Source organism: Roseibium sp. ROS1, assembly GCF_054658215.1.
Genome location: NZ_BAAGIG010000002.1, coordinates 1348694 through 1375285 on the forward strand (window position 1 = coordinate 1348694; position 26592 = coordinate 1375285).

At 57.2% G+C, this 26592-nt stretch carries 27 protein-coding genes and 1 tRNA gene; 23 read left to right on the forward strand and 5 right to left on the reverse strand.

The annotated features are described in order from the left end of the window. Window positions 1–290: 290 nt before the first annotated feature. The 15 genes from ACYQ6M_RS14210 to ACYQ6M_RS14280 all read left to right on the forward strand — a co-directional run bounded on the left by ACYQ6M_RS14210 (window position 291) and on the right by ACYQ6M_RS14280 (window position 13850). On the forward strand, window positions 291–905 hold the full coding sequence (locus tag ACYQ6M_RS14210) for a hypothetical protein (protein WP_460074403.1): 615 nt from the start codon (window positions 291–293) through the stop codon (window positions 903–905). Beyond that, on the forward strand, window positions 902–1033 hold the full coding sequence (locus ACYQ6M_RS14215) for a hypothetical protein (protein WP_460074404.1): 132 nt from the start codon (window positions 902–904) through the stop codon (window positions 1031–1033). Before ACYQ6M_RS14210 ends, ACYQ6M_RS14215 begins: the two co-directional genes overlap by 4 nt. Then, on the forward strand, window positions 1023–1313 hold the full coding sequence (locus ACYQ6M_RS14220; protein ID WP_460074405.1) for a hypothetical protein: 291 nt from the start codon (window positions 1023–1025) through the stop codon (window positions 1311–1313). The genes ACYQ6M_RS14215 and ACYQ6M_RS14220 overlap by 11 nt, the downstream gene beginning before the upstream one ends. Beyond that, window positions 1310–1882 (forward strand): hypothetical protein, encoded by a 573-nt coding sequence (locus tag ACYQ6M_RS14225; RefSeq protein ID WP_460074406.1) that lies wholly within the window; start codon window positions 1310–1312, stop codon window positions 1880–1882. The genes ACYQ6M_RS14220 and ACYQ6M_RS14225 overlap by 4 nt, the downstream gene beginning before the upstream one ends. 519 nt (window positions 1883–2401) lie before the next feature. Then, window positions 2402–2989 (forward strand): hypothetical protein, encoded by a 588-nt coding sequence (locus tag ACYQ6M_RS14230; protein WP_460074407.1) that lies wholly within the window; start codon window positions 2402–2404, stop codon window positions 2987–2989. Next, entirely contained in the window at window positions 2986–4881 is a 1896-nt protein-coding gene (locus ACYQ6M_RS14235) for a terminase gpA endonuclease subunit (RefSeq protein ID WP_460074408.1), read from the forward strand. Before ACYQ6M_RS14230 ends, ACYQ6M_RS14235 begins: the two co-directional genes overlap by 4 nt. Before the next feature lie 244 nt (window positions 4882–5125). Continuing rightward, a complete protein-coding gene (locus ACYQ6M_RS14240) occupies window positions 5126–6715 on the forward strand; it encodes a phage portal protein (RefSeq protein WP_460074409.1) in 1590 nt (529 codons plus the stop codon). Then, on the forward strand, window positions 6716–9625 hold the full coding sequence (locus ACYQ6M_RS14245; RefSeq protein ID WP_460074410.1) for a phage tail tape measure protein: 2910 nt from the start codon (window positions 6716–6718) through the stop codon (window positions 9623–9625). Window positions 9626–9850: 225 nt separating this feature from the next. Continuing rightward, window positions 9851–10033: a helix-turn-helix transcriptional regulator gene (locus tag ACYQ6M_RS14250; protein ID WP_460074411.1), complete on the forward strand. Its 183-nt coding sequence runs from the start codon at window positions 9851–9853 to the stop codon at window positions 10031–10033. Further along, entirely contained in the window at window positions 10030–10443 is a 414-nt protein-coding gene (locus ACYQ6M_RS14255; protein ID WP_460074412.1) for a phage tail assembly protein, read from the forward strand. Before ACYQ6M_RS14250 ends, ACYQ6M_RS14255 begins: the two co-directional genes overlap by 4 nt. A gap of 2 nt (window positions 10444–10445) precedes the next feature. Then, window positions 10446–11249, forward strand: a complete 804-nt coding sequence (locus ACYQ6M_RS14260; RefSeq protein ID WP_460074413.1) for a hypothetical protein — start codon at window positions 10446–10448, stop codon at window positions 11247–11249. 13 nt (window positions 11250–11262) lie between these two features. After that, entirely contained in the window at window positions 11263–11595 is a 333-nt protein-coding gene (locus ACYQ6M_RS14265; protein ID WP_460074414.1) for a hypothetical protein, read from the forward strand. A 5-nt stretch (window positions 11596–11600) separates the two neighbouring features. Then, window positions 11601–12188 (forward strand): hypothetical protein, encoded by a 588-nt coding sequence (locus tag ACYQ6M_RS14270; RefSeq protein WP_460074415.1) that lies wholly within the window; start codon window positions 11601–11603, stop codon window positions 12186–12188. Continuing rightward, window positions 12185–12802, forward strand: coding sequence for a hypothetical protein (locus ACYQ6M_RS14275; RefSeq protein ID WP_460074416.1), 618 nt, complete (start codon window positions 12185–12187; stop codon window positions 12800–12802). Before ACYQ6M_RS14270 ends, ACYQ6M_RS14275 begins: the two co-directional genes overlap by 4 nt. Window positions 12803–13262: 460 nt before the next feature. Then, complete coding sequence (locus tag ACYQ6M_RS14280; protein WP_460074417.1) at window positions 13263–13850, forward strand: hypothetical protein; 588 nt, start codon at window positions 13263–13265, stop codon at window positions 13848–13850. A 327-nt stretch (window positions 13851–14177) separates the two neighbouring features. Here ACYQ6M_RS14280 and ACYQ6M_RS14285 read toward each other — a convergent pair whose 3' ends face one another. From ACYQ6M_RS14285 to ACYQ6M_RS14300, 4 genes are all read right to left on the reverse strand, one after another. Further along, a complete protein-coding gene (locus ACYQ6M_RS14285; protein ID WP_460074418.1) occupies window positions 14178–14582 on the reverse strand; it encodes a hypothetical protein in 405 nt (134 codons plus the stop codon). Window positions 14583–14948: 366 nt separating this feature from the next. Next, window positions 14949–15500 (reverse strand): hypothetical protein, encoded by a 552-nt coding sequence (locus ACYQ6M_RS14290; RefSeq protein WP_460074419.1) that lies wholly within the window; start codon window positions 15498–15500, stop codon window positions 14949–14951. Between the two features lie 97 nt (window positions 15501–15597). Further along, window positions 15598–17139, reverse strand: coding sequence for a DUF6538 domain-containing protein (locus tag ACYQ6M_RS14295; protein WP_460074420.1), 1542 nt, complete (start codon window positions 17137–17139; stop codon window positions 15598–15600). 99 nt (window positions 17140–17238) lie between these two features. Further along, window positions 17239–17328: transfer RNA gene (locus tag ACYQ6M_RS14300), tRNA-Ser, on the reverse strand. A gap of 799 nt (window positions 17329–18127) precedes the next feature. On the opposite strand from ACYQ6M_RS14300, the gene ACYQ6M_RS14305 reads away from it, so the two are divergent. The 7 genes from ACYQ6M_RS14305 (at window position 18128) to ACYQ6M_RS14335 (ending at window position 24637) form a co-directional block, all read left to right on the forward strand. Continuing rightward, on the forward strand, window positions 18128–19234 hold the full coding sequence (locus ACYQ6M_RS14305; RefSeq protein WP_460074421.1) for a septal ring lytic transglycosylase RlpA family protein: 1107 nt from the start codon (window positions 18128–18130) through the stop codon (window positions 19232–19234). Between the two features lie 200 nt (window positions 19235–19434). Beyond that, window positions 19435–20514, forward strand: a complete 1080-nt coding sequence (locus ACYQ6M_RS14310; RefSeq protein ID WP_209009500.1) for a D-alanyl-D-alanine carboxypeptidase family protein — start codon at window positions 19435–19437, stop codon at window positions 20512–20514. Window positions 20515–20588: 74 nt separating this feature from the next. Then, entirely contained in the window at window positions 20589–21275 is a 687-nt protein-coding gene (tmk, locus tag ACYQ6M_RS14315) for a dTMP kinase (RefSeq protein ID WP_055654335.1), read from the forward strand. Next, complete coding sequence (locus tag ACYQ6M_RS14320) at window positions 21275–22336, forward strand: DNA polymerase III subunit delta' (RefSeq protein ID WP_228868117.1); 1062 nt, start codon at window positions 21275–21277, stop codon at window positions 22334–22336. Before tmk ends, ACYQ6M_RS14320 begins: the two co-directional genes overlap by 1 nt. 144 nt (window positions 22337–22480) lie before the next feature. Continuing rightward, on the forward strand, window positions 22481–23287 hold the full coding sequence (locus ACYQ6M_RS14325) for a TatD family hydrolase (RefSeq protein ID WP_460074422.1): 807 nt from the start codon (window positions 22481–22483) through the stop codon (window positions 23285–23287). Next, window positions 23284–24126 carry an MBL fold metallo-hydrolase gene (locus ACYQ6M_RS14330; RefSeq protein WP_460074423.1) on the forward strand — a complete coding sequence of 281 codons (843 nt, stop codon included), beginning with the start codon at window positions 23284–23286 and terminating at the stop codon, window positions 24124–24126. Before ACYQ6M_RS14325 ends, ACYQ6M_RS14330 begins: the two co-directional genes overlap by 4 nt. After that, a complete protein-coding gene (locus ACYQ6M_RS14335; RefSeq protein WP_228868111.1) occupies window positions 24116–24637 on the forward strand; it encodes a regulatory protein RecX in 522 nt (173 codons plus the stop codon). The genes ACYQ6M_RS14330 and ACYQ6M_RS14335 overlap by 11 nt, the downstream gene beginning before the upstream one ends. 244 nt (window positions 24638–24881) lie before the next feature. On the opposite strand, the gene ACYQ6M_RS14340 is transcribed toward ACYQ6M_RS14335, so the two are convergent. Beyond that, window positions 24882–25748, reverse strand: coding sequence for an aminoglycoside phosphotransferase family protein (locus ACYQ6M_RS14340; protein ID WP_460074636.1), 867 nt, complete (start codon window positions 25746–25748; stop codon window positions 24882–24884). A gap of 326 nt (window positions 25749–26074) precedes the next feature. On the opposite strand from ACYQ6M_RS14340, the gene ACYQ6M_RS14345 reads away from it, so the two are divergent. Next, a complete protein-coding gene (locus ACYQ6M_RS14345) occupies window positions 26075–26569 on the forward strand; it encodes a GNAT family N-acetyltransferase (protein WP_460074424.1) in 495 nt (164 codons plus the stop codon). The last annotated feature ends 23 nt before the right edge of the window (window positions 26570–26592 follow it).

A 26592-nucleotide genomic window follows, 5' to 3' on the forward strand; every position in this document is an offset into this window, starting at 1 on the left:
TTGTCAAGGGGTTGTGTTGACATTTTTTGTTACGCCATGACATCCTGAGAATGTGATCAACAGAACGAGGAAATCGATGGCTCACAAGACACTTACGATGCCGCCGGAATTGGAGCGGCGGATCAAGCAGGAGGCACAGAAAGAGCAGCGCCACTTTGGCCCAATGCTCCGCATCCTGGCCCAGGAAGCTCTGGCAGCGAGGTCACAGGCGCAGGGATAACAGCAACACAACACACACAGCAGCAACCCGCAACATCAACCCATTGAAAGGAGACTTTGGGAAATGACACATGCAAACCAACACGAGAACCGAGCGCAACACCTTCGTACTGATCGACACGCCTAAGAACAGACGAAAGCTCGAAGAGTACCGCTGCGAGCTCGACAGCCTGCTGGCAGATTTCTGCTGGTGCCTGAACAATCAGGATGATCCTGCGGCAATGACCAAATGGAAGCGAGTCCGCGCCCACCTGCTGGACTATAGCGACGAACGCAGAAGGCGCTGGGAAACCCCTTATCCCGAATTTAAGTCACATCGCATCGACGATGTGCTCGCCGACTTCGCCGCGTTAGTGGATATCGACGGCCGGTTGACCGGCCTTGACCGCAAGATGCAGATGGCAGCAGAGACAGCCAGATGCGCACGCGATGGCCACCGCTTGCCGGCATGGCTGATGAGCCTTTCTGCGATTGGCTGGAATAAGCACGATCAAGACTTCAAAGACATGTGCCGTGCAGCTGCTGAGGCCTTCATGATCCTGGCCGATGCCGGAAGCGATCCGTTGGGGGAGGGCTTCACGCAGGCCAAAGCGGTCATAGAAGCGGCCATGGGCATCAGCTCGACCCCTATCGGTGACCTGACAGGAATAGTCGTAAACCATAAAGACCCGGAGTGGATTCAGTGAGACTCTTCAAGGAACAAGCACACCCCCTGCTGTCCTTCAAGGACTTGGGCAAGCGCGCCGGTCAGATCGGCGGCCAGCTGCCGAAACCGGCAAAGGAACCGGCCAAGGAGGTCACCAATGCCCGGTGAGATCATCAGCCTGTCAAAGCACAGAGCGGCCCGTGAGGCCGCTCAGGAGGCCGCCGACCGCGATGCTACCCTGCTGGGGCAGGAGGCTGTCCAGGGCGCTGCAACGGACCTTGTGCGCCATCTGGCAGCTCTTGCGCTTGAAGGCCGCTGTCATGATGCGCTGATCGGCATTGACGCGCTCCAGGGCGTCCTTGCAGGCATGCGGGCAAACATCATGGCCGGTGACAAAGAAACGCTCCGCGACATCATGCGGAATCTTCCGGTGGAGCTGGCGCGATGATTGATTTGAAGGTAGATGTCAGCGACCTGCGCCGCCTCACAAGCGGCCTGGACAAGCTGGCCGTCGATAATGAAAAGCTGATGCGCCGGTCAAACATCGATGCCCTACGCCGCGCCCAGACCGTGGCAAAGCGCGAGGTGATCAAGTTCGGCCGCTTCAACAAGCACAAGCAGGCAAGGGGTGATATTCACTCAGGAACGCGGATCAAGCCGGACGGTGGACTCGGCGGCACACTGTCGATGCGCACGCCGCGCTACAGTCTCGCTGCCTGGGCAAAAGACGCAGACCCGAAAGGAGATTTCCGAGGGCGAGGCGTCCAGACACAGCAAGGCGTCTTCTCGCTCAACATCTTCGAGCGGCGCGCGGCCTTTGTCCGCAACATGAACGGCAACACACTTGTTGCCGGCAGTGAAGGCGATAGCAGGAAGATAACACGCACCTACTATTCCGTGCCGCCCAGCACGCTGCTGAGATACCCGGAAGTCAATGAGCCGACTTCGCAGCGCTATTTCAGTGCTTATGACGGCGCCTATCGGCAGAAGCTTGATCGCGCCTGGAGCAGGCTCTAAACCCCAGGTGCATCAAACCCCTGTGCTGGCAGCCACTGATTGCCCCAGGATCACAGATAAGCAGGAGCCGTGGCGCCGCGCGCGTTGCGGCTCTTTCTGTTTGTGCTGTTCGCCGACCGTCTCGCACTCCTAGCGCCGGACGGCTGCCTGCCCACCGCCGACCCGCCGCCCTGCCGGCCACCACCCCACACCCTGCACCCCTGCATTCGGGTCCTTCCCAGGGGCACAAGCTTATGCGGGGGTGAAACACCGCATTCTATCGCTCAAATAATCGGTTTTTATCGACGGGGCACCGGCTTTTTTCGGCGGATTTCTGCGAGTTTTGATTGTGTCAGAACATATCGCGCGCGACGCAGTTGTGCGCGATTGAAAATCGTCAGCTCAAATAAAATGACCGCGGTCAACTATTCGAAACTATGAAAATAGAAAATGGGGCGCGGAATCGCACCCCGGCGCTCCGGTTTACATTTTTATGTGTCGTCCGCGACAATAAATAAACACGCAAACCGGACACGTAAAATGACACAAGACACTGAAAACCTCGCACAAATTGAGGTGACAGAGACTGCCTTGGCTGGCTTTTTGGGAATGTCACGCACAACACTCTCAGAGCTCCGCCGTGAGCGCAGACTGACCGCTATCCCTGGCACGAAACGCCCCGTGCGCTACAACCTGCAAGCCGCCGTTCGTGAAAACAACGAACGACTCCGCGAGGCCGCAGCCGGTCGATCTGTTGACGCTGCCGGCGATGACAGCCAGATCGACGCAGTAAGGGAATCCGCACTTCTCAAACGCGCGCAGCGGCAGCTCATCGAAGCCAAGCTTAATCAGATGCAAGGCGACCTAGTCGACCGCGAGACTATGCAGGCCGCGATCAATGTCGTTTGCAGCACTGCCAGGACTCGAATCCTGTCGATGCCGGCAGCCCTCAGCAGCCGACTCCATGGCTTAACGAGATCCGATCAGGCCGCCATCACTGAGGCTTGCCACCAAGTCTTGCAAGATTTGGCCGACGACTCCGCCCGCATCCCCGACCTGCTGAAAAAGCGCGTTCTGCAAGATGCTGAATCGTTGATCGACGCTGCCGCGAAAGACAATCGCAAATGACCGCGCAGCCAGATCATAAGTGCTTTGATGCGGCAAAGGCCGCGCTCCTGGCCGTCACCGCATTGCAGGAGTTCCGACCGCCGCAGAATCTGACTGCCAGCGAGTGGGCTGAGCTGCACCATGTCGAGAACGGCAGTAAGGTGCGGCTCATCCCATATCAGCGTGAGATTCTGGACACCTTCAGCGATCCGCAGATTGAAGAGTGCGTTTTCATGAAGTCGGCCCGCGTCGGAGCGACCATGCTGATGACCGCCGGAATCAACTACCAGATCGCAGAGCAGGGTGGTTACATGGCTATAACCCTGCCGACAGAGGCTGACGGGCGCGACTTCGCAAGCGATGTGCTCGCGACCAGTCTGTCATCATGTCAACCGGTCAAAGCAAAGCTCGATTTCGCGACAACCGACAACCTGCTTCTGAAGACGTTCCCAAGCGGATCTCTCAGATACATGTTCGCCGCGAGCCCGCGAACACTGCGCCGACACAACCTCGATACGGTCTGCGCCGATGAGGTGGCTGCCTATAACGACGCCATCAAGAATGGCGGCGAGGGCGATCCGCTCTCCCTGGCGCTCCGCCGCCTGCAGAACAGCTCCAGGGCGTTTGCCTACATCGCCTCTACCCCTGTTGAGGCTGAGACTGACATCATCACCGAACGCTTTCTGGCGACCGATCAGAGGCACTTCCATGTGCCGGCGCCGTGTTGCGGGGCAATGCAGGATCTCAAATTCAAGCAACTGCGCGCAGATGGCCATGCAGTCAAGGCCCTAGTTCCATCAGAATGGCCAGCGACCCGGCTGGAGTCCGCAGACATTCGGTATCAATGCTCGCATTGTGGTGAGCTATTCGAAGAGCAGCACAAAAAAGCGATGCTTGAGGCCGGCGAATGGATCGCCCACGCACCCGAGAACGCCGGAAACGGAAAGGCTGGCTTTTTCATCAACACGCTTTATAGCCCATTCCCGCGCGCGAGTTGGGCGAGACTGGTGGCTGAGTGGCTCGGGGCGAAAAAATCGCCCGAAACTCAGCAAACATTCGTCAACACGGTCGAGGGTTTGCCGTGGAGCATGTCTCTGGATGAGCTCGACATCCGAACGGTTAAGGCACGCACGCGCTCCTGCGGCATGGATCTGGTGCCGGCCGACATCCTCCAGCTTGCTGTTGGTGTCGATCTCCAGGCGGATCGCTGGGAGGCGTCAATCCTGGGCTTCCAGGCACCGGAAGATGGCGGCGGAATCGTCCTGCTCGACCACATTGTGGCGCCGCATGATCCGACGATTGACCCGAGCTTTGGAGAGGGATGGGATGCCCTCGACAAACTGCTGAAACAGACTTGGCAACATGAGCTTGGCGGTCAGATCGGCTTCAGCATCGCCGCCGTGGATTCGTCGGCCTTCACTGATCAGGCTTATGCCTTCTGCGCGCCCAGGAATAACGTGCATCCAATCAAGGGCAGGGCGATGGAGTCTGCAATGTGGCGCAGGACGCAGAGCAAGCAGAAGGCCGGAGCTGCCGGGCTCCAGATCATTGGATCAAATGCGGCAAAAACGTTCGTCTTTCAGCGACTCGTTGCCCCGACCACAGAGCCAGGTGCCTTAATGCTCGCTGAATCTATCGCGCGCGATGAGATCGTCGAGCAGCTACTGGGTGAGAAGCGCGTGTTCAAGCGTGTCGGTGGGCGTGCTGTCGCTGTTTTTGAGCCAATCCCAGGCGTTCGAAATGAAGTGCTCGACTGCGTTTCCTATGCCTGCGCGGCGGCTCAGTCTCAGCGCCCAAATTGGAAAGAGCTCCGCAACGCCCTAACAGTCCACCACGGCAGCCCCGCCGCCGGCACGAAAAAACCCAGCCCCTCCGAGCGTCTCGCCAAGCTGGGCACCATGTTGAACGGCTGATTTGACTTTTCTTCGGCGCGTGCCGCATTCTCGAATAGTCATTTTCCTTATGACGGTTGCGATGTGTGTGAGTTGAGCCCCTTGCCTCCCAGGCGGGGGCTTTTCTTTTGCGCGCCCTCCAGCCTGATTCAACCTCGAATCTGCGGCCTAGCGCTGCCTTGATCATTGTTATGCGCGCCCCGCACAATTGTTGCAGATCGGCGAAACACACCGCCGAAAACGCAACAATTATCGAGGAATGACAATGGTCTGGAATAGACTGAAAAGCTTCTTTGGAGCCAGTGAGACCGGCTACGGAACCCCGCACAACGAACGCAGCCGCGCGGTCACAGATGCTGCTTGGAACCCGCCGCACCTCTCCGGTGATGGCCACGCACTGGGCGCTCGCGATTTCGTCGAGGCCCGCATAGCCGAGCTTGTCAGACGTGATGGTTTCGCAGCCGGCGCCCTGGAGCATCATACGACAATGCTTGTCGGCCCGCGCGGCCTGTCGCTCAGCTATCAGCCGAATGCTGAGCGCCTGGGCATCTCCCAAGAGCAAGCCCGCGAGCTTGCCCGCGCCGTCGAGTCCCGGTGGAAGGAATACACCAGCGACAGCCGCAATCTGGTGGACGCCTCCGGCCGCCATAACTGGGTAGCCCTCCAGACACAGGCTGCCCGATCCTTCCTGATCACCGGCGAGATCCTGGCCGTCACCAAGTCGATCAAGAATCGCGGCCCCGACACCTGCATGACCGCAGTTCACCTGATCAGCCCGAACCGGCTTGCGGACCCCGACAACGCGCATTCGATGGACGACGTGCGCGCAGGTATTCGCCGCGATAAGAACGGCAGGCCGACCGAATATTTCATCTGGGACACGAACCCGCGCGACCGGCTCAACGTGCGCGGCCGCAATAAGGCTGTTGGCGTAAAGCCGCACGGGAGCACCGGCCGTAAGTTGGTGCATCACCACTTTGACCCGCTCGACCCGGAACAGACCAGAGGGGTGTCTTTGATCGCTGCTGCAGCTGAGGCTGCCAAGAGACAAGGTGACTTGAGCGATGCATCACTGCGTGCTGCGATAGCTCAAACGGCCTTTGCCATGATAGTGAAATCTGAGCTCAATTACGACCAGGCCATGGCCGTCCTGGGCGGCAGCACAGGCGAGTCCGGCGCGGGCTTTGGTGACGTTTTGGCTGAGTGGCAGGGCGTCAAAGCCGGCTTCTATGGAAACAAAAAGACCCTCGACGCGGCCGGCACCAAGACAATCCACCTGCTGCCGAATGAGGATCTCGAGTACAAGACTGCTGCCGGCATTAATGCGGACTATGAGCCCTTTGCGCGCACGCTCAACCGGGAGGTGGCCCGTGGCGCCGGTGGAATGTCACTCGAGCAACTAACCGGGGACTATTCTCAGCTTTCCTACTCCGGCGGCCAGCTGAGCCTGGGCATGGAGCAGGGGCACCAGGGCGGCCGGCGCAATCGCGTTCTTGGCGCGTTCTGCCAGGGTGTCTTTGAGTGCTGGCTCGAGGAGCTGTTCATCCGCGAGCCAGACCTGCTGCCGGGCAACGTCTCGTTTTACGAGAACCGCGCCGCGCTCTGCAATTCGACTTGGAACGGTGGTCACCGCCTGCACCCCGACCCGGTGAAACAGGCAAGGGCTGCTGAGAGCCGCATCGAGAACCGCATCACGACTCGTGCCTGGGAATGCGAGCAGCTGGGGCTCGACTTCGACGACGTTGCCGAGCAGCTTCGCCGTGAGCAGGAGATGCTTGAAGGTATCGCAGACCCCAAGGTCAACCGCTCCGCCGTTGTCGAGATGCTGGACTCCGATGAGCAGGAGGCTGCGTAAATGGCCAAGCTGCATATCTCAACAATCAAGTTCAACGGCTTAGACGGCGTCTCCGCGACTCTGCGCAAGATCACCGCGAACGTAAACGGCGCCGCAAACCAGATCGAGCGCCGCCTCAATCGCGTCGGGAAACGCTTCCAGACGATGGGGAAGGGCGTCACCGGCGGCCTTGGCCTGCCTGCAATTGGTGGAGGCCTCGCTGCTGGCGAGGCTTTTCGCCAGCAGATTGGCGGATTCATGGAGTTCGAAGATCAGCTGAAGAAAACCCAGGCGCTGCTGCAGGCAAACGACAAGGACATGGCCAGCCTTTCCGAACGGGCGCTGTCCCTGTCGCAAACAACGACTTTCAAGCCGACCGACATTGCCAAGGCGCAGCAGGAGTTCGCTCGAATGGGCGCGACCCTGGAGCAGATTTCCGGTGGCATGGAGCCGATCCTCAAATCTGCCATGGCTGCCGGCGTCGATACTGATGGCTTAGCCCAACACGCAGATCGGCTGACCAACATTGCCCAGGGTGCTTTCGGCTCTATTGACACCGCCGCGCTGTCGCGAGCGGCCGACATCGTCACCACCATGGCAACCGGCTCCGCCATGACTATGTCCGATGCGGCGAACAACTTGAAAACCGCCATTCCGATGGCAAAGGCCCTGGGCCTGAGTCTTGAGGAAATGGCTGCCTGGCAAATGTCCATCGCCGATGATGGTTTCCGTGGCGCGGAAGCTGCAAAAGCCTTCAGAACCGGCATGCTCCGCGTGATCGCGCCGACCAAAAAGGCCCAGCAAGCGCTCAATTCAATTGGTGTCGATCTGCAGAAATATGCGAGCGGATCCAGTGAGGTTGGTGCCAAGAATATCAAAGCCGCAACCCAGAGTGCGGGCTTGTCAGGGCTGAGCGATAGCTCAATCAATGCCGTGGCGGCCGCTTTGAACGACACCAGCAAAGAGGCTTCGACCCGGCTGGATAACGCCCTGCGCCTCATTCAAGACGAGATGGGCTCGCTGGGCGCTGAGGCCGAGTCCATGGTGAGAGATCGCCTTTCTGGCGAGATGGCACGCGCAACGGGCTTCGACTTCTCCGCCTTCATGAAGGACATGCGCAAGTTGCTCGACTCTGGCGCGATCACAATCGCCCAGATGGAGAAAATTTTCGGCAAAGAGCGCTTTGCCCCGATGCTTGCCGCCCTTCAGTCGGTCAACGAGTTCGAGGACTACACCAAGGATCTCGAGAAAAGCGCCGGCGCGACGGAACGATACAACGAGACAGCCAGCAAATCCCTGGCACGCAAGCTGGAGCAGCTCCAGTCCGCCTGGGCGTCTTTCAATATCACGCTTGGCGCGGCGAACAGCGAGACCTTCGCCAAGCTGGTGGATGGACTAACCGGCCTTGTCAATCGGATGAACGACTTCGCGAAGGCGAATCCAAATTTCGCTGCCGGGCTGAACATGCTGACCGGTGCCGCTGCGATTGCCGTGCCAGCGCTGGCGACTCTTGGCTTCGCGGTCACCGGCCTTGCGGCTGGCTTCAAGGCCCTGGCGCTCGTATTTGCGCCTGTCCGACTGCTCGCTAAAGGCATCGGCCTGCTCCTGGGGCCAATCGGCGCCCTGGGCAAGGTTTCCGCCAAGAGCGGGGGCGCAATCGCGCGCATGGCGAAGGGTGCTGCCGCTGGGTTTGGCCGCATGCTGCCGATGCTTGGCCGCATGGGTCCATACGGGCTGGCAGCGGCAGCTGCCATCGGCGCGCTGTATCTTGCCTGGGAGCCGCTGAATAATCTGTCCGGCGGCAAATTTGCTGAGGGCCTGGAGAAGATGAAAGGCGCGTTCTCAAGCCTGCTGCAAGGCGATTTCTCCGGAGCATTCGATCAGTTTCTCGATGGCATGGGCAAATTCCGCGACGGCGTGGTCAACATCCTGCCGGATCTGGGGCCAGTCTTCGAGAAATTCGACAAACTCGCGATTGCCGCCGGCAAATTCCTCGATGCCATCCTGCCGGGTGACGGGCTCAAAGAGGGCTGGGATTTCATCGCCAACAGCCTGGGGCTTGTCTTCGACAACATCCTCGCTGTCGTCGAGGCGAACATCTCGATTCTGACAACATCGTTTGAGGGGCTTGCCAAGGTCATCGAGGGCGTGTTCACGCTCGATGCCGGCAAGATCGCAGATGGTTTCGGCACTGCCTTCAACGGCGTCAAGGATGCCATGTCTGAGCTGATGACCACCCTTGCCGGCAACTGGGGCGAGTTCCTGGGCAGCATAGGCCTGGACCTTGAGTCCGTTTCTGAAATGGGCTCCGCCATCAAGGAGAAGGCCGCTTCGATGGTCGACTCCGTGGTTGCCGGAATTGCTGACTGGGGGCAGGGGATCACCAATGCTGTGACCGGCCTTGTTGACTACGTGGTCGCTGGCGTTGCCTCCTGGGCAAGTGCCATCGGCTCAGCCGTTCGCGGCCTGATCAATGATGCCCTGAGCTGGACGGGGATTTCGCTGTCTGATGCGCCGGCAGCTCCCCAGGCGCCAGAGATTCCGACGTTCCCAGCTCCGGTGAATGACAACTTCCAGGTTCCGAAGGTCGAGCGACGGACTCCGCTGATCGATGTTGGCGGCCCTGGCGCTCAGATCAGGGAGATGGCAGGCGACAGCTCACTGACTCGCAGCCTCGACACGCTGTCGAGCAGCTCGGTTGACCAGGGCGCGAAACTCGATGAGCAGAACGCCAAGATTGACCAGCAGACTGCCGAGATCCAGGAGCTCAAACAATATCTCAGCTACCTGCCAGCCATTGCCACAAACACCGGCGCCATTCCCAGCGCGATGGCGAACATGGGCAACCGGGCCACCCCCGCAAGCCCCGCCCCAGGCTCCCCACGCTCTGCGAATTGGAGCTCCAGCGGCCTAGCCGATCCGCAACTCTAAAGACTAAACCCCGCCGCGGTGCGGGGTTTTTCTTGTTCTATTCAATAGTAATTTGAATTGATGTTATTTACTTCGGTCTAGACCAAGTAAGCAATAAGTGTCGGGGGTTGACGTTTTTTGTCGGCATTCTGCACAATACGATTATTGGCGCGGTAAAAGCTGCGCAATTGAAGATCGGGGGCGTGGTTATTGCTTCGCTGCGCCCCCGAAATTTTCGGAGAAATCATGACCAACTTAATCGGCACCGCCGAGGCAGCCCGCCTTCTCGGTGTCTCGGTGCGAACCATGGAAAGGTGGCGCTCTCAGGGACTCGACCCGAAACCTCGCAAAATTGGTGGCCGTCAACGGTATCACATTGACGACATCCAGCGGATGACCGGGCCGACACCCAAGGAGCTCTCAAAGTGAAAATCGCGCTAGACCATCCAATCGAGCACAACGGTGCTCAGCTGGCCAGCGTGACTATCAGGTCGCCGACCTTTGCGGAGATCGTCTCCGGCCCGGCCTCGCCGGTCAGTAACGGCAATTTCGATTACCAGCTTGCCGCTGACTGGGCAGTGCTTCTCGCGGATGTGCCGGAGTCGGCTATCGATCAGCTGCCGTCACGCAAAGCTATGCAGGTCATCGAAGCCGCTGCAATCGAGGTTCACAACGCTCCTGCAGACGATCTCAAGAAGGCGGCTGCGGAGCTTGTGTTCGGAGGCGGCATCAGCCCCTCAGAGGTCGAGCAGATGACAGCAGACAAGATCAGCTTTTGGCTGGAATTGGCAGCCGAACGCAACAAACGCAACACCGAACGAAACCAACAAGGAAACTGACAATGAACATCATAACCCGCCTGTTCGGCGACAAACAGAAGACGGCGGCCGACAAGCTCTCAGTCGCAAAAGCTCGCGTGCTCGAGCTCGAAAATCTGATCGTTCAAAATAAGATCGTACGCGATAGTATCGCCGATCAGATCATTGATGCGGAAATCGCCATCGGCCTGGGCGAGGGCTCCAGCGCAACAGTTACCAAGCTCCGAGCTGAGCAGGCCGATCTCGAGTCCGAGATCCGTGGCGCCGAGGCTGTGCTGACCAGCATCTGTGACGCAATCCCAGGCCTGCAGGAGGCCGCTGAGCAAGAGGCTGCCGACGCAGAGAGGCAGGCAGGCATCAAGGCAGCCCTTGCTGGCCAGAGGACGTTGCAGAAGCGCCTGGACACCGCGCTCCAGGCTCAGGCCGCCCTGGAACAGGCCCTGGATGCCCTGGCAGACGCGCCGGAGGCCGCCCGCATGATCCGCGCCGGCCGGTTCACCGACCGCGACATCAGCGAGCGCGCCCAGGAAGAACTCGACGCGCGGACCCAGGGCATCACCCTGGCCCAGCTGCGCGTCATGGAAGAGCAGGCAGAAACGAAAGCCGCAATCAATGCCGGCCGCTTCCAGGCTGTCGGCCTTGAGCAGCGCAACGCAGATCTGCACCGCATCGCATCTGCCGGCCATGGTGACGCGCTGAGCGTCTCGCAGATCGGCGAGATCCAGCCGTCAAAGGTCTGGTGCCGCGAAGCTCCTGGGCATGATGGTTTCGCTGGTGCCTGGGTGGATGCCGAGACTGCCGCGAAATACGAACAGAACGCATCCTAACAGAGGGAATCCAATGGCTACTGTAACAATCGAGAACACTCATCACCGCAAGGCGTGCAGGGTAAGCTTCACGTCGGACAACGGCGATCAGAACCTGCTCGCAGCCTACTACACAGTGGGCCTCGACAACGCGGCGCGGCGCAAGGTTCACAAAGCCTGGCGCCAGTCGGTGGACAAAGACCGCATCGACATCGCGCCGGGCGACTTCCTGACCTTCACAGGCGAGAAGGACGAGGACGGGCACTATTCCCGGTACTTCGATCAGGTGCTTAAGTTCGCGCGGCAGATCCAGAACGACACCGGCAGCCCGGATGTGTCGTTTCTCACCGCGACCATCGTGGAGTAACTGACATGTCTATTTTCAATGAAGTCTTTGCGGAAGTGAAGGCGGCAAAACTCGCGGCAGGCTGCTCTAACACCTTCGCCACGAATGAGGCAGCGGATGCGCGAAAAGGTACCAAACTGCTGCTTGAGGCTGGTTTTTTGGTGACCAAGTGTGCGCAGGTGCCCGCTGCGCCGGCCGCACTCGCGTCGGAATCCTCCACTGCAGCCGTCGACTCCTTCGAGCAGCGCCTCGCAGCCGCCGGCATCGATCTGGCAGAGGTGCAGGCCGAACAGATCGCCTGGGACAAGAAGAAGGCCGCGAACCTCGCGGCAGCCGCCCAGCAGCGCCCTGGCGTTGATGAATCCGCGGTTGAAGCAGCCCGTGCCACCGCGCGCTCTATCCGCACCGCCAAATACGGCAAGCCCGCAGATTCGGCGCAGAAGCACCGGACCTATGCCCGCGCCGGCATGGTGTCTGGTGATGAGGCGGAGCAGGACGCGCCGGCCGCCAACAGCGCAAATCATGCCGATGCCGTCGCTGCTGCCCGCGCCGCAAAGGCTGCCCGCGCGCAGGGTGGTCAGTTTGGCGGCTCTAAGCCGGTTGTGCATCAATGAGCGCCAGGCAGCGGAGAGACCTGCGGCAGGCAATCGTCGCGCTCCTGAGCAATCAGGGGCGCCAGCCTTATCCCACAATCGCCAAGGGCATGGTGTTCGACACGAAGTCTGATGAGATCCAGTTCCATGCCGCTGATCGGCAATGCCCGTTCATTCTGGTGACGATCGATCGCGCAGGCGGCGTGCCGCAGACCAGTATGAATGCCTGGGATGGCGTGACGCACAGTGTCGAAGTGATCCTCGAGCTTGGCCTGACCAGTGACGCTGCGAGCCGGCAGACTGATGCTCAGCTCGAGGCCGCGCTCGATGAGTTTGAGGGTAGCGTGCTCGAGTTGCTGCTGGATCGTGCGAATAACCCAGGCGCCCAGGCGCTTGGCAAGATGTACTCCAAGCTGCTGGGCGTCCGGTCAGAGCGCATGGGGCATGCCCGGTCTGAGCACCGGCTCGCGATGAGGTCTGTGAGCATCGATCTGGAGTTGAACCCGCGTTGCAAGAGCTACGAGGATGCTTTTCCGGAGCTGCAGCGTATCGGCATGGTGGTGGCTGCGAGCGCATTGGATTGGCTGCTAGATTCGCGGTTTTCTGCCGGCCCGGCGCAACAAGGCGGGTGTTGACGAAGTCCGTTCGCAGTGCAATGGTGAAGCGTCGCTCCGAATAAATAAGGAACCAGTGACAGAGATCAACGTTTTATTAATGGAACTGATGCAGAAACGAATGTGTGATAGAAGGTTGATTGTTATTTGTTGACAATCCCTGATCAGCTATATATTCGCCGAGGCATTGGTTGGATTTGAAGGATTAAGTAGTCATGCAGGAAGTTTGCATTGACCCGAAGCGGAAAGAAAGCGAAGCGCTCCCGCGTGATATTTCGCGGTTTAGGAAACTTTATCCGAACGGACGCGCTACCATCAAAGATAATCCTGCACCCACTCTCGGGTTCATTTCGACTTTAGAAATGATACATGACGCTCGGCAGTAGTGCCAAAAAAAGAATCAACTAAATGGATAGGCGGAAGAATGATTTCTTCCGCCTTTTTTGTTATTAAGTTCTGATTCGGCTGTAGAGTGAATCGGATGATTGATTTTAACAAAAACAAACTAGATGAGTGGCTGGACAACTTTGAGGAATTTAATTATGACTTCAGAAGGTTCTGCTTTGTTTGCATGAAGGTTTATGGAGTGTATGGTGACTTCATACCTAATACTCTTAAGCAGATCCATGAGCAGTGGGTGGAAAGTCATCAAGACTGGCTAGATAATGAGATTCATGAAAGCACTACCGAGCTTTCCCATCTAAAAATCTGCGCTCTTCTGCTTTACGCCCTCTGTTCGGAGCCATTTTTTGGTAACTTGTACGAGCATGAATACCATGAAGATATTGATTATAGCTTCAATGGCCCTGAAGAGCTCTTCGAAAAAGCAAAACAAGATTTAATTGACGGAAGAGAGGCAATTGTCGCGCTCGATTTTTGTACTTTGATAATAAATTGGTTTGAAGCAAATAGAATAGATAAATCATCTCCATACACGCAGAGAATGACCGAAGATATGAGACATGATATACTTTCATATCTCGTGGCTGATGCATTTGACAGAAAGTCAATATACTTAATATTGAAAGCTCTTTATCTTAGACCTTCTGATGAAGGGCCTTCAAATTAGTAGTAAAGCCAAGAGTCTTAGGTGGGCTACTATTCTCGCGCTTTCGGTGCCGGGGACAGGATAATCAACCTGTCTCCAACCAAATCAAGTGCCCCCTAAGCTCTTTCCTTAAAGGATACTTCGGGCAAGATTCTAGATGCTGACCACCAAAGCGCGGGCAGCGCCAAACGCGCCCCTCGTGAAGACTTTTCACTTAAGCGTCTGGCGGGAGTTGATCAATCGGCAGTACTTCTTCGGAAGCTGATTGTCGGCAATCTATAATCATCCAACAGCCAGCATCGCTAGGGAAGTCTACTGTTACAGGCCTTGTGCTGGGTGGAGAACGCATCATAACAGAGCACGAAAATCGTTCGCAGCCACGGTCGCCCTTACCGCGCTTGGTACGCAGTTCCCAGAGCCGGAATAATCCTTGTGGCAGGATAAAGCTTGTTCGCGTGTGAGCAGATAGAAACTAGGTGTCATAGTTCGAATATCGAGCGCGACGAAAAGGAAAAAGTCTGCACCCGCTTTCGTTTTCATATCGACCGGCCAGCGGCCAATTTCTGATTCCGACTTAGCAAATTGACGGGTTTTCACTTCAATCGAATGCGCGCGCCCATTGCTAACGACAACCAGGTCATGCCCAGGAGCTCCTGGAGGACTGCTGTACGCCGCAAGGTCCAACGTGTTCAATTTCGCCAGCGCCAAGGCCTCGCCTAATTCACCTGCTTGTTGGTGTGCGAGTTTCTTCATGAGGACCCGTCCTTTCGCACAATCGCCGTATCGAAGGGCAAGGCGATGCGTTCGAGAGGCGATCCACTAGATCTCATAAGTCTCATTTCTCTTCCAATCCAATCAAGTGAACGCTACGCTCTTCCTTTGACGGATATTTCGGTCGCGTCTCCAGCGCCGTGCCACCGCATCGAGGGCATCGCCAACCACGCCCCTTATGCAGGTCCATGACAAATGCATCAGGCGGGAAACCGTCCAGAGGCAACACTTCAGAATAGGCGCACTGCAGGCAATCGATGATAAGTTGGCAGCTGGCCTCGCGGGCGAAAGCCACCGTGATTGGGTCTGTACTGGGTGGAGTGCGCGGCATCCTAGACTCACCTCGTACTAAGCAGTGGCAACCGTTCCACCGACAACAATGCACCCAACGGTGAAGAAAATATAAGACGAAATACCTAGTACCGTCGAAAAAAGTGCAGTCTGATCTAGTTTCTTTCCAACATCATCCCGTTTATTCGTATTTTTTAATTGTGTATTTTCGTATTCTTCGCGATTCTCCATATAATAGCTTGAAAAATACTTTTTTGATTTTTCCGTTGCCTCGATCTCAGTATCGAAAACGATCCATTCAGCCCCATGAATAAAGTTTTTGTACGCAGCGAAAGAGCCCAGAGCCGCTCCAAAAATTCCGAAGACAAAACAAGCACTAGCCGCAAAAAATCCCGTTGAGATTGACTGGAGACTATCTCCTTTCGCAATAGCCCCCATAAATGCCAAGCCTGCAAACAGTGCCCCGCCATTCAAGACAAGAGCACTCCGAAGTGCGATCTGACCATATGCTGCTGCAAGCTGAAGTGACGCTATATACTTGGCATTACCTCTATCGAGCACTGCACCAATTTCAGTGACATGAAGATTGAAAACGTCTTTCTCAGGCATCTCTTGGCTCAACTCCAAAATCAATTCTGAGTTGAGTCTCTCATGCCGCAAACCAGCCGGTCAATTAGAATACTTCAGTTTCAAATAGGTGTCCCGCTTAAACAAACTTCAGATCAAAGGGCAGTGCGATGCATTTCATGGCGTCCAGTTTTTTGTCTAGCGAGAACCTGCCATAGTGCTCGCTGTGCACATCAGCGCCGCCACTGTGCCCCGCAATTTCGCGGCGGAGATCGCCTTCGACGCCTATATTTTTCAGCGCCTCAATCACACTATGCCGCAGGCAGCCAACCGTCCGGCCCTCTTGCTGAAGCTCATTCTCGCTCAGAAATTTGTTACACGCAGCGCTGAAGCTTCCGCTTGCATCCCAGTAGCGCTGAATCCCGCCGGACTTCACAAGTGCCTTCGCAGCCGGAAGGGCAACACCAACGAGAGGCACTTGCCGGATTCTAAAATCGGTCTTAACCCGACCCCGCGTGGTGTCCTCATCACCAAGGTGGTCAACGATCAGATGCGGAATTTTGTCATCAACGCGGAAACGCTCCAGGGGCATTCGGAGGATCTCTGCAGGGTTTGAACCCGTCTCAACAAGCAGAAGCAAGATCCGGCGCAATTCGTCATTCATACCGGCGAGGCCATCGCCCTTCAGCCATTTGTTAGCCACCCAATCACGGCTATAGGCAAGCTTCCTGCGTCGCACAATCTTGAACGACAGCCGATCAAACGGATTTTTCGCATCACTCTGCTCACGATCCGCGAATGCCTGCCAGATCAGTTTCATGTCGCCGATCTCTTTAGAGCCAGAGTTGGCGCTGTATTTTTTTTCTCCAGGCGCCGGACTGTAGATCCGCCCATGCCAGAAATCGAAAAACTTTTGGGCATCCTTGCGCGTGATTTCAAGCACAGGCAGATCGCCGACAACTTCGACAAAACGCGAGGCAGATCTGCGTTTCTGGTTTTCGAAGACCTTTTTCTGATTTGGTGAATGGGCGCTGGTGAACACGGCAGCCTCGCGACTTAGGTAAGACACCACGGCCTTCGACACCTTGGTGTCATGAGAGCCGGCTGCTTCACCGGAAACCTGTTTGACCGCATCGGCAACCTGATCCGGTGCAAAGCCAGCTTTGGAAAGTGCCGCCTTTTGAGCGCCTTCCATGACAAATGCCGCCGCTGCCGGCGTGGGCGCGGACTTGAGCGAATTGGCTGTTGCCTGGATGGCTGCCGGGTGAGCTTCCATAAACTTGGCGGCAATATCATCTGGGGAAGCAGCAAGGAGCTCCTGAGCCGCATTTGCATCAACCCCTGCAAACATCTGGTGAAGCTGCTGGCGCACCATATCGACAAGCATCTCACGCATCGCCGGATCAGTTGGCAATCCGGCAATGGCTTCACGCTTTGGCAGCAACTCCTTTGCGCGCAGATAGTCCGCCGGATCACCGCGCAGTGCGGCCCACTCAGCATCAAGCTGCATGTTGATCACGTCACGTTTGCGCCGCGCTTCAATCAACGAGTCCGTGCCGAGAGCGATCTGGACGAATTTCCCGCCGCCCAGGCGGTCTCTCACATCGGCCGGCTTCATCCGCTGGAAGTGCCAGAATCCATTCGGTCGCTTCTTGAGATTCTTGTTCGCCGGATCGCGCATGTTTGCCTCGATTAGGTCATCCGTTAAGTCATCGGACTAAGTCATCGAGTCGCAATAAGCAAGGAATTGTTGAAAATCAGCCATTCATGGCGACCTAAATGGCGGTGAGGGTGGGATTCGAACCCACGGTACGCTCTCACGCACGGCGGTTTTCAAGACCGCTGCCTTAAACCACTCGGCCACCTCACCATGCCGGTGCCTTGGCGGCCCGGCTGTGCAAACCGTTTCCTTTTTCTAACTCGGAAAGTCAAGCCGGAATCACCAGCATGAAGTTCAGGCGGGCGAAATCGTGTGGATGTGTGGGGAAATCAAGCTCCTTTGGGATGTTCCCGCGCCGCTTGCACACAGGGGCAGGACGGGCAGTGCGGGCGCAGGAACATCGCCAAAGGGTAGGGGCCGCCGGTCCGGTGTCGTGGGCAGGGTTTTGAACCGGCGGCCGAAGCTGGAGGTGGGGTCCAGCATTGCTGTGACAGGGCGGTCATCAGCAATGAGTTCACCCTAGGCTGATTTGACAGGTCTGAATGTGATGTACGTCACAACTGATCCGAATGACGATTTCTTCTCACCTGTGTCCTGTGCGCAACAGCCGGCGACAGGCAAATTGACGCAGTTTTTAGTCATATATTTCAGACTGTTACAACAAACAGCCTTTGAGAAATGAACCTCGGGTCGCCTGAATCCGGTGGAGAGTTGAATTTGGGCAACGCGGCGGCCTCGACGGGCAGTTTACTTTGAAGTAATAAAACTACGCTTTAACAAGGGCATATGCGGGATGTGCAGCGGGGGCTAGTGCGTCTTGCGGGGACTGATCTGAAGATCGGAACAATGCCTTGAAAACCGGTGTGGACCGAACCACACGCCGGAATGATCGCGTGAGCTGCGGGGCCGCCAGCGCGTAAGTGAGTAGGACGGCAGTATGCAAGGGACAGGCGGGAAATCTTGCCGGGTGACAAACCAGGTGGCAGGAACGTCTTCAGGGGAACCAGCTGTGACGCTTGATGGTAAATCGCGTCCTGCACGGAAACTCAGCGCCCAGTTGCGCACGGGATTGATTGTGGCAGCAGCGGTTTCGGCCGTGGCAGCCTGCAGCACCGCGCCGCAGCAGCAGAAATCAAAATTCAGCCCGGAAAAATATGGTGTCAAAGGCAGCCCGAAAATGGTTGCTGAAGGCCAACCCGTGCCGAAGGGTGGCGGACGCTATATCGTCGGCAAGAAATACAAGATTGCCGGCAAGTGGTACTACCCAAAGGAAGATCCGGACTACAAGAAGACCGGCCTGGCTTCCTGGTATGGACCGACTTTCCACGGTCGCAAGACAGCCAACGGCGAGGTTTTCGACCGTAACTCCCTTACAGCTGCGCACACGACGATGCCGCTGCCGTCCTATGCCCGCGTGACGAACGTGGAAAACGGCCGCTCGATGATCGTTCGCGTCAATGATCGCGGCCCATTCCACGGCAACCGCGTCATCGACCTCTCTGAACGCGCGGCAACGATGCTTGGCACCAAGAGCGCCGGCATCGGCAAGGTAAAGGTCGAGTACGTCGGCCGTGCACCGCTGCACGGACAGGACGAAGGCTTCCTTATGGCCTCTTACCGTGGCCCAGGTGCGGTCGAACCTGGCGCGACAATGCCGGGCACAATGCTGGCACAGGCCGAACCGCAGCAGGTTGCGCCTCAGCAAATCACGCCGCAGGTCACCTTCGGAGCTGTTCCGGCGCCAAGCGCACGTCCTTATCTGACCACCGCATCCACGACCACGGCTTTCCGGGCGAAGCAGACCACCTTGACGGTTGCCTTCGATCCGGCGCAGGCATTCGAAGCCGGCAAGCCGACAATCGAAGTTGCGTCCAACAACCGCTTCGAGCCGGTCGAATCGGCCTATTCCGCTCCGGTTCTTGCGCCGGCGGAAGGAACACTCGGCGTGCTGCGCGTCCCGGCTCCGGGAACGTCCGCAGGTCTCGTGTCAGGCAGTGCAATTTCCTCATTTGCTGCGAACCGCCGAATTTCCGACGCGCATTCGCTGCTTTCAAATGTGTCCGACACGGGCCTTTCGATGCGTGAGCTGGTGGTCAAACTGGAAAACGACGGCTAATCGGCCCGGAACCCGGAGTAGGTCCGGCTTCTTCCACACGCCGCGCCTGTATCTAAAAATAGGGCAAGCGGTTCATGGCCTCCGCATATATTGCATCCGGATTTTTGAAAGCGTCTCGTCGCCTTGTAGGGCGAGGAGCGCTTTCTGCTTTTTTTGTCGTCTCTGCGTTCGCTCTCCCAGGGAATGCAGCCGAAACAATCGTGACGAAAGCTCCGATGGCTTTCCTCTATGAGCCCGGCTCCGGCACAATCCTTTTTGCCAAGGAACCTGACCAGCCGTTCGCTCCCGGCGCTCTCGCCAAGGTCATGACAGCGGCAACGGTTTTCAAGGCTGTGAAAGACGGCGATCTCTCGCTTGATCAGACTTGCAAGGTCAGCGAACACGCCTGGCGAACCGGCGGCGCTCCCTCGGGTCGTGGTGCCACAATGTTCGCCGCCATCAAATCCGATATTTCGGTTGAAGACTTGCTCAAGGGATTGCTGGTTCACAATGGCAACGATTCCGCCATCGTGCTTGCCGAATGCCTGGACGGGTCCGAAGAAGCGTTTGCTGTGCGCATGAACGAATTCGCGCTATCCATCGGCATGAAGAACAGCCGCTTCGGCAACCCGACTGGCTATCCGGAAGTCCCAAGCCAGACCACTGTCCGTGATCAGGCAAGGCTTGCGGAGTACATTCTGGAGAACCACGCGGATCTTTATCCGATGTTCGCTATCCCGGAATTCACCTGGAACAAGATTTTCCAGCGCAACAAGAACCCCTTGCTTGGTGAAATCCGCAACCTTGATGGCCTCGGCGGCGGCAATGATGCAGAATCAGGATATTCCGGCCTCGGTTCGGTGGACAGGAATGGACGCAGGGTTATTGCTGCGGTTGCGGGTCTTTCGTCGGACAAACACCGCCTTCAGACACTCAAGGAGGTCATCGAAGGCGCCTGGGAGTATTTTTCCGTTCAGACATTGTTTTCAGCGGGCGATGTTGTTGCGGACGGTCGGGTGTTTGGCGGTGTGACCAGCAGTGTTCCGCTAGTATCCGAGAAAAGCGTTGACGTGCTGCTGCCGCGAGGTGGCACACTCGATTACAGGATACGCGTTATCTACAACGGACCGCTCCCCGCGCCAGTCAACGCTGGAGAGCAGGTTGGCGAAATCCGGGTCATCGGCAAGGATGGGGTCGTCTACCGCTCTCCATTGGTAACCGGTGGCGCTGTTGCGGAAGGCACCATGATCGGCAGGGCTCTGGACGGCCTGCAGGAGCTGCTGTTCGGCTGGATCGGGTAAACGGTGCACAAAGATTGCAATTGCTGCTAAAGCCGGTGACAAAGACCAACAAGAACTAGCGGAGCCGGGATAGGGTGCCAGGACATTTCATTACCTTTGAAGGTGGCGAGGGGGCCGGAAAATCGACCCAGATCGCCCGCCTGAAAACCTATCTTGAAGGTCTGGGGCTATCCGTTGTCGTAACCCGCGAACCAGGCGGCTCGCCAGGGGCTGAGAAGATCCGTGCAATGCTGTTGTCTGGCGGCGCAAAGGACCTCGGTCCTCGCGGCGAAGCAATGCTTTTCGCCGCGGCACGCGCGGACCATGTGGATACCACCATCAAACCGGCGCTGGAGCGTGGCGACTGGGTTCTCTGCGACCGCTACGCCGATTCGACCTGGGTTTACCAGGGCGAGGCGGGCGTCGATCGCGACTATCTGAAACTGCTGGAAACGGCCGCGGTTGCCGGCATCTATCCCGACCTGACGATCCTCATCGACGTTCCGGTAGAAGTCGGGCTTGGACGTGTGGCGGAACGTTCTCGCACGGATGACAGCGGTGGCCCGGACAGGTTCGAAGGGGAAGAGCTCAAGGTCCATCAGCGAAGACGTGAACTTTTCCTCGAACTCGCCAGGAGCGAATCCTACCGATTTGCCGTGATCGACGGTGCCAAGGAGCCTGCCGAGGTCGAAACGGCCATTCGCAATGCCGTGCAGGAAACCTTTGCCGGCGACCTGAATGAAGGCGGCGCATCGGGCGTCACTGCTGAAGAGGCGCACTGATGGCCCGTGCCAATGCACCGATCGACATTCCTGAAGTTGATGCTCTTCCTGGCTATCCGTTGCCCCATGAGCGGGACATCCTGATCGGACACACCAAAACGGAACAGGCTCTTCTGGACGCCTACAGGTCCGAGCGGCTTCATCATGCCTGGATCCTGGGTGGTCCAAAGGGGATCGGAAAGGCAACGCTTGCCTTTCGTTTCGCGCGTTTCGTGATCGCAAATCCGGACAGATTCGGACAGCAGGTTGCCGCCGCGCGCGACCTTGCGGTTGCGCCCGACCATCCAGTGTCCCGTCAGCTGAAGGCAGGCGGGCATCCGAACATTCTGCATTTGCGTCGACCCTGGGACGAGAAATCCAAACGGTTCAAAGCCGACCTGCCGGTGGATGAGGTGCGCAGAACCGTTTCCTTCTTCGGTACCACAGCATCCGCCAAGGCCTGGCGGATCTGCATTGTCGATGCTGCGGACGACATGAACATCAGTTCCGCCAACGCGCTCCTAAAGATCCTTGAAGAACCACCGCAACGATGCCTGTTCCTGGTGCTGAGCCATGCACCAGGCCGGCTGCTGCCGACAATCCGGTCCAGATGCCGGCGCCTCGATCTGGATCCCTTAAGCGAGCAGGAGGTTGGTCAGGGCCTGCAGGACCTGTCTGGCGGATCGGTTGCCTCGGCGGATGACCTTCGTGAACTCGCTCAGACAGCCGACGGCAGCTTGCGATCTGCCATCACATTGCTTTCGGGAGATGGTCTTGCAATAGCCAAGGGCGTTCGTCAGCTCGCCGACCGTCCGCAACAGCTCGACCTGGCCGCTGCGCATGCATTGGCGGACCTGGTGGCCGCACGCGGCCAATCCGACAATTGGGAAAGCTTCCAGCACATCGTTCAGATCTGGCTGCATGACCGTATGCGCCGGGATCTTGGCAAGGGTGTGCGTGACGCACATGGGATCGTCGAGATCTGGGAAAAAATGAACAAGGCGATCCGGGATGCGGACGCGCTCAATCTCGACAAGAAACAGGTCGTGCTGGATTTTTTCTTCGCTTTGCGCGCAGCCTGACCCGTCAAGGCCCACCAGGCGGCAACACAGATTGGAAATCGTCACAAGCGAGAGTTCGTGACTTGGGCAAGCCCCGATTCTCTTGTTAAAAGGCGGCAGCAACACCTATATGCGCCATACCGATCAAACTCATTTGGATCCTCAATGCTTGTCGACAGCCACTGCCATCTCGATTTCCCGGATTTTGACGGTGAACGTGCCGATCTGATCGCGCGGGCCAAGGCGGCCGGCGTGGAACTGATGGTCAGCATCTGCACCCACATCCGCAAGTTTGACCAGGTTCTGGCAATCGCCGAGGAATATCCGGAAGTCTATTGTTCCGTTGGCACCCATCCGCACAACGCCGGCACGGAGCGCGGCATTCCAGCCGATGAAATCGTGCAATTGGCGAACCACCCCAAGGTGGTCGCCATCGGTGAGGCCGGTCTCGACTACTTCTATGACAAGGCTCCGCGCGATGCACAGGCGGAAGGCCTTCGCATCCACATAGAAGCCGCACGGCGCACCGGCTTGCCATTGGTCATTCATTCACGCGACGCGGATGACGATATGGCAGCCATCTTGCGCGAAGAAATGGGGAAGGGGGCCTTCCCGGCCCTGCTGCATTGCTTTTCGTCCGGCCGAGACCTTGCACTGACCGGAATAGAGCTTGGCCTTTATGTGTCCTTTTCCGGAATTTTGACTTTCAAGCGCTCGGAAGAGATCCGTGACATAGCCCGAGAATTGCCGGCTGACCGGTTGTTGGTGGAAACCGACGCCCCATATCTCGCACCGCAGCCGAGACGCGGCAAACGTAACGAACCAGCCTATACAGCGATGACTGCAGCGGTTCTGGCGGAAACCAGGGGCGTTTCGGAAGAAGAGATAGCTCGGCAGACCACAGAGAATTTCTTCAGGCTCTTCAGCAAGGTGCCTCGTCAGAACCTGCAGACAAAAGCGATTGCTTCATGACCTTGACGCTGACCATTCTAGGATGCGGCTCTTCCGGAGGCGTGCCGCGTGTCGGCAATGATTGGGGCGATTGCGATCCCCGCGAACCGAAGAACCGCCGCAGCCGCTGTGCGCTTCTTGTGGAAAAGCGTGTGGATAACGAGTGCACAACGGTGTTGATAGACAGCGGACCCGACATCAGGTCGCAATTGCTGGCTGCCAACGTCAAGCACCTGGACGCGGTTGTCTATACACATTCGCATGCCGATCATCTGCACGGTATCGACGATTTGCGGGCCTTTTGGGTGCAATCCGGCAAAAGAGTTCCCGTCTATATGGACGAAGCGACAAGCGCGAGGGCACTCACAGCGTTCAGCTACTGCTTTGAAACACCGGCAGGCTCCAACTATCCGCCCATTCTGGAACGCCGTGATCTTCGTCCGGATACAGCAGTCACCATTGAGGGAAACGGCGGTCCGATCACCTTCGACCCTTTCGAGGTTGTCCACGGAGAGATCAATGCACTCGGATTTCGCATTGGTGACACAGCTTACATCCCCGATGTCTCGGACATTCCGGAGAACAGCCTCAACCAGTTGAAATACCTGGATCTTCTGATCCTGGATTGCTTGCGCCGCAGACCTCATCCAAGCCATTTCTGCCTGGCGGATGCGCTGTCCTGGACTTCCAGAATTGCTCCCAAACGCACCATTTTCACCAATCTTCACAATGACTTGGACTACAAAGTCCTGTCATCGGAACTGCCTGAAACCATAGAACCTGCCTATGATGGTATGCTCCTGTCCGTTGAAGACACAGGCACAGGCAAAGAAAGCGCTCTAACCACCGATGGCTGGTAAGCCACGCTACAAACAACCGACGGAAGATCGGCTGATCAAGTCTGCGCTTCATTACCTGGAACGCTATGCGACATCGGCCGCCAATCTTCGCAAGGTTCTTGAACGCAAGGTTTTGAAAGCCTGCATGAGCCTGGAACTCGATCCGGCCGACTATGCCGACCTGATTGATGCGGTCGTTGAAAAGTGCGTTCAGACAGGTCTCGTCAACGACAAGACCTACGCGGAAACCAAAACTGCCGGGCTGCGGCGCCGCGGTGGCTCAACGCGAAAAATCGAAGCTCAGTTGGCTGCCAAAGGCGTTGACAGAGAAACGATACACACGGTGCTGGCACAAGACGAACGCAGCGACGAGGAAGCCGCTCGGATCTTCGCAAGACGCAGACGGCTTGGTCCATACAGAACCACACGAACGCGAGATGACCGGCGCGACAAGGATCTGGCTGCAATGTGCCGGGCGGGCTTTTCCTTTGAAATCGCCCGCAAGGTGATCGACGCGAACGACAGCGATTGATCTATACGACAGCACGACTGATGGGCGGAATGACGCTCCGCAACACAAACTGACTGGCAACGCCAATCGGATCCGACACTAAGGCATTGGCAAAGCAAGGCAAACACGTCTAACTATTAATGTTCCATAATATTGATTATGCGAATTACAGATGTGGATTGGGAGCCCTCCATCGTCCCAGCAACAAATGTCACCTATCGGGCTTTCTCACCATTGCTCCAGCTCTGGACCTTGGCTGTGTCGGCTAGTCGACGTCATTGCAGATAGCTTGCAGAGCTTTGGCTTGCGTTCCATCGGTGTCCGGGCTTGAAAGACCGGACATGCAAACCAGAGCTTTCCAAAGCGCCCATGCTCTGGCCCGTTGCCAGGTCTGATCATCTAACTCGCACGCATCCCGGAAATTCTTCCGGCTTTCGGGGTCGAAATACGTCCAGGCCATAACGAAGTCACAGGCAGGATCACCGATACCGAAGGTTCCAAAATCTATGAGAGCTTTGACGACGCTTTTGGTTACGATGATGTTTCCGACCGCTACATCTCCGTGGAACCAGACAGGTCTGGCCGTCCAGGCTGACGTCATGCCACGCAGCCAGACCTCAAGGCACCGCACTGCGTCCACCTTGCTGCCGAGGATATCCAAACTCGTTTGAACTTCGTCGCCGTAAGCGCTGGGATGACAACCACGATAGAATGAGTGCTTGCCTGCAAGGAGCCCGCCACCCGTATCGATCGCGCTCAAATCGCACAGGGTTTTGCCAAGCGAAACCGCGATTGTTTCCGGATTTACACCGTCAGCGCTTTCAAGTGTATCTCCCTCGACCCAACGCCTTATCGACCACGGTAGCGGAAATGTCTCGCTTGGCAGGCCGACAGAGACGACACTCGGCACTTCAACGGACAGATGCTCACTCAAGACAGCCAGCGCACGCGCTTCTTTCTTCACTGCTTCGGCATAGGATTCATTTCGTGGCAGACGCACGGAAAGAGCATCACCGAGCCTGAAGGTGGCGTTGTCCCAGCCCTGTTGGGAAGCCGGTTCAATTGGTAGATGGTCAAGATGTGGAAACTGCTGGCGTATGAGGAGCGCAACTGTGTTTCGGTCGATTTCCATATTGTCCACGGTTGCTTTTCCAATCAAATCTTACCATTAAATCTAATCAAATCAGCATCTTTTCCCAGCCAAATGCCCCCGGAAAAGAAGTCGTTGCCGAGTGAAAATGGCCTTTGCGGCGGTTCAAAACCTGCCTCAAACAATGCCTCTCATCTCCGGCAGATCACAGATCCGGATTGGACACCCCTTCCCGAACAAGTTCATAAGCTACTGTTATTACTAGGTTATTACCCGAAAAACACTGCAGTTCTCGCAGCTAGTCTGAACCGCACACAGTATCGACGCGCCTGACGCCGGTGCTTATGTCTGTATGATATTGTTCTGATATGTCAGCAAGCGAACGTTACACTTTTCGAGAAGTGACCCCGGCAGATCTACCTCTCTTGGCGGAATGGCAGTCGCGACCACATGTCCGCAAGTGGTGGGACACGGCCGAGCCCTTTACTGCGCAAAAACTCAAAGACACGCGGGTGAAGCGCTGGATTGTTGAGACAACCCAGCGCCCTTTCGCCTACTTGCAGGACTACAGCGTTCACGGCTGGGAAGATCACCATTTTTTCTCGCTACCCAAGGGATCTCGGGGCATTGATCAGTACATCGGCGAAGCAGACATGACAGGTAAAGGGCACGGCCCTGCGTTTATCGCGCAGCACCTGAAGGCACTGTTCGAGGCCGGCGTTCCGGTCGTTGCGACCGATCCCCACCCGGACAACACTCGTGCCATTTCAGCGTATAAGAAAGCGGGCTTTGAAGTGTTTGGTACCTCCCGGGCGACACAATGGGGCTTGATACTCCCCATGAAGGTCAGTTCATCAGGGTAAGGCCCTGTGCTGTTTTTCCGTGC

Excerpts from the sequence above, each read along its gene's own strand:
- ACYQ6M_RS14210 (WP_460074403.1), top strand. The coding sequence starts at position 291 with ATGCAAACCAACACGAGAACCGAGCGCAACACCTTCGTACTGATCGAC.
- ACYQ6M_RS14220 (WP_460074405.1), top strand. The coding sequence starts at position 1,023 with ATGCCCGGTGAGATCATCAGCCTGTCAAAGCACAGAGCGGCCCGTGAG.
- ACYQ6M_RS14225 (WP_460074406.1), top strand. The coding sequence starts at position 1,310 with ATGATTGATTTGAAGGTAGATGTCAGCGACCTGCGCCGCCTCACAAGC.
- ACYQ6M_RS14230 (WP_460074407.1), top strand. The coding sequence starts at position 2,402 with ATGACACAAGACACTGAAAACCTCGCACAAATTGAGGTGACAGAGACT.
- ACYQ6M_RS14235 (WP_460074408.1), top strand. The coding sequence starts at position 2,986 with ATGACCGCGCAGCCAGATCATAAGTGCTTTGATGCGGCAAAGGCCGCG.
- ACYQ6M_RS14240 (WP_460074409.1), top strand. The coding sequence starts at position 5,126 with ATGGTCTGGAATAGACTGAAAAGCTTCTTTGGAGCCAGTGAGACCGGC.
- ACYQ6M_RS14245 (WP_460074410.1), top strand. The coding sequence starts at position 6,716 with ATGGCCAAGCTGCATATCTCAACAATCAAGTTCAACGGCTTAGACGGC.
- ACYQ6M_RS14250 (WP_460074411.1), top strand. The coding sequence starts at position 9,851 with ATGACCAACTTAATCGGCACCGCCGAGGCAGCCCGCCTTCTCGGTGTC.
- ACYQ6M_RS14260 (WP_460074413.1), top strand. The coding sequence starts at position 10,446 with ATGAACATCATAACCCGCCTGTTCGGCGACAAACAGAAGACGGCGGCC.
- ACYQ6M_RS14265 (WP_460074414.1), top strand. The coding sequence starts at position 11,263 with ATGGCTACTGTAACAATCGAGAACACTCATCACCGCAAGGCGTGCAGG.
- ACYQ6M_RS14270 (WP_460074415.1), top strand. The coding sequence starts at position 11,601 with ATGTCTATTTTCAATGAAGTCTTTGCGGAAGTGAAGGCGGCAAAACTC.
- ACYQ6M_RS14275 (WP_460074416.1), top strand. The coding sequence starts at position 12,185 with ATGAGCGCCAGGCAGCGGAGAGACCTGCGGCAGGCAATCGTCGCGCTC.
- ACYQ6M_RS14280 (WP_460074417.1), top strand. The coding sequence starts at position 13,263 with ATGATTGATTTTAACAAAAACAAACTAGATGAGTGGCTGGACAACTTT.
- ACYQ6M_RS14285 (WP_460074418.1), bottom strand. The coding sequence starts at position 14,582 with ATGAAGAAACTCGCACACCAACAAGCAGGTGAATTAGGCGAGGCCTTG.
- ACYQ6M_RS14290 (WP_460074419.1), bottom strand. The coding sequence starts at position 15,500 with ATGCCTGAGAAAGACGTTTTCAATCTTCATGTCACTGAAATTGGTGCA.
- ACYQ6M_RS14295 (WP_460074420.1), bottom strand. The coding sequence starts at position 17,139 with ATGCGCGATCCGGCGAACAAGAATCTCAAGAAGCGACCGAATGGATTC.
- ACYQ6M_RS14320 (WP_228868117.1), top strand. The coding sequence starts at position 21,275 with ATGGCCCGTGCCAATGCACCGATCGACATTCCTGAAGTTGATGCTCTT.
- ACYQ6M_RS14325 (WP_460074422.1), top strand. The coding sequence starts at position 22,481 with ATGCTTGTCGACAGCCACTGCCATCTCGATTTCCCGGATTTTGACGGT.
- ACYQ6M_RS14330 (WP_460074423.1), top strand. The coding sequence starts at position 23,284 with ATGACCTTGACGCTGACCATTCTAGGATGCGGCTCTTCCGGAGGCGTG.
- ACYQ6M_RS14335 (WP_228868111.1), top strand. The coding sequence starts at position 24,116 with ATGGCTGGTAAGCCACGCTACAAACAACCGACGGAAGATCGGCTGATC.
- ACYQ6M_RS14340 (WP_460074636.1), bottom strand. The coding sequence starts at position 25,748 with ATGGAAATCGACCGAAACACAGTTGCGCTCCTCATACGCCAGCAGTTT.
- ACYQ6M_RS14345 (WP_460074424.1), top strand. The coding sequence starts at position 26,075 with ATGTCAGCAAGCGAACGTTACACTTTTCGAGAAGTGACCCCGGCAGAT.